Origin of the sequence: Bathymodiolus heckerae thiotrophic gill symbiont (assembly GCF_900128515.1) — a bacterium.
GTDB lineage: Bacteria > Pseudomonadota > Gammaproteobacteria > PS1 > Pseudothioglobaceae > Thioglobus_A.
On sequence record NZ_FQTP01000172.1, the window covers coordinates 1 to 1,910 of the forward strand.

Genomic DNA, 1,910 nt, shown 5'->3' on the forward strand with positions numbered 1-1,910 from the left:
GATCTCTAACCTTCATAACGGTATTTGCACCATTGGCAATGGCAGATTGTGTCATTTTAAGTTTTAAACATTGGTAAATATGGTATCTTTGCGACTGTGCAAGATGCTTGTATTGGCTCATTTATACTCCTTTTTACTAGACCTAGAAAAGAGTTAATGATACCTAGGGTATCTTGCTCTTTTTTAGGGGTAAAAAGTTGTACTTGGAACTTGAATGGACATATTCATTATATCAAAAAAATATAAATAAAAGTGTGATCTTCTTCTAATACGCCGCCCTTATTGTATTTTTTAACAGGACTCTTTAGTATAAAGCCATTGAGCTGTCAATTGTTTTGGTCCAAGCATCTATGCCGCCTTTAAGGTTAACTAGATTTGTAAATCCTATTGATTCAAAATAATGCGCAACTTGCATAGAGCGAATGCCGTGATGGCAAATTAATACAATTTCTTCTGTTTTATCAAGCGAATCGATATTAGCCATGATTTGCCCCATGGGTAATAATCTTGCTTCATCAAAATGACATTTATCCCACTCCCACTGCTCTCTAACATCTAATAGTAGTGGCGAATTGTCTTTTAAATAGCGCTGTAATTGTTTAGGATTTAAATCTTGCATGATTAGTTTAGTTGAATTCTAGATCCCCACGGGATTGGCTCTTTGCCTTTAACAAGCCACATTACTGGATAATTTGGCTCAAACTCTGGGAACTTACCTTTGGCATCGGTAAAGTAAATTAAAACGCTAGAGGGTGAATCTTGCTCGTCTATGTAATTAAAAACAGGGTTAAAGTTTGTGCCTTTTCCTCCACCGAGTGATACTGGAAATTGCAACTCATCCCAGGCTTCAAAACGCCAAATTAAGTTATCATTAATTTTTTCATCACAAGCGATTAAAGTAATAGATGTCCGCATGTTGCTTTTAATGGCATTAATTTCAGACACGAATTCATCAATCTCTTCTTGGGAGATAGAGCCAGAAGTATCAATTGCAACAGTAATGTCAATTTGACTAGATCTCAGCGAAGGTAAGATTGCGTTGCCACTGCGTCTAGAAGGCCTAGCATAGGAGAAATCATCCCTAGCTAAGCTAGACATGTATTGAGCTAATAAAGACTGCCAAGAGAGCTGAGGCTGTAAAAAAAAATCAATTAATTTGGCGAATTCACCATCTAACTTTCCAGCTTGTTGTGCAAGCTGTGCAGATGAAGCAAGATTTTTTTGCCATTGACTACTGAGTTCTTGCATCTCATCCGGGGTTAAAGGTGGAGGTTGATCGGCCAAATCATCAGAGTTTGTATTGCCTGGTGATTGTTTACTATCTTGACCCTTTCCAGCGGAATCATCTTTTTGACCATCTAGGCTATCTTCTCGCATGCCACCATCTGATTCATCGGCATCGTCCTTTTTTGGATTGTCATCGTATAGATGTTGATCCATTGGCTCGGTATCAATACTATCGTCAATCATTGGATAGATTTCTTCAGCAATCATGCTTTCGTATTTGGTAAAAATAGGCACATCCAGTGGCGGCCTAAAACCCTCTTTAACCAATAGCGGATTGATGGCGAAATCACACGCCAAATCCCATTTGTGCTTGTCGCGAGTACCTCGCCTGGCAAAATGCGTTAGCGCACAAGGAAGTGCTTCATGGATGAGTACAAATTTGGTTTGATGATTATCGAGCTTTTCAATAAAGCTAGGATTGTAATAAAAGCTTTTAGCATCTGTGGCGCTGGTTTTACACCAAGATCCTGCTGCTTTCATCGGTAATCTTAAGACTAAATTCCCCAAAAAAGGTTTGTCCAAAATAAGCTGAGTGCGTGCTTTGGTGAGCTTATTCTCTACTGCTTCAAGATCAACATCATCTTCATTGTTATCAAAAACAATATCTTCACCAATAACTTGAA

At 38.4% G+C, this 1,910-nt stretch carries 2 protein-coding genes; both read right to left on the minus strand.

Features of this window, described 5'->3' with window-relative positions:
- Nucleotides 1-304: 304 nt before the first annotated feature.
- On the minus strand, nucleotides 305-619 hold the full coding sequence (locus BTHERMOSOX_RS10760; protein WP_138121133.1) for a rhodanese-like domain-containing protein: 315 nt from the start codon (nucleotides 617-619) through the stop codon (nucleotides 305-307).
- Nucleotides 620-621: 2 nt separating this feature from the next.
- Nucleotides 622-1,910, minus strand: a 1,289-nt coding sequence (locus BTHERMOSOX_RS10765; protein WP_346654958.1) for a vWA domain-containing protein, incomplete at its 5' end; no start/stop codon positions are given.

What these genes read in the sequence shown, in the direction of transcription:
- BTHERMOSOX_RS10760 (WP_138121133.1), bottom strand. Translation starts at nt 619, where the DNA reads ATGCAAGATTTAAATCCTAAACAATTACAGCGCTATTTAAAAGACAAT.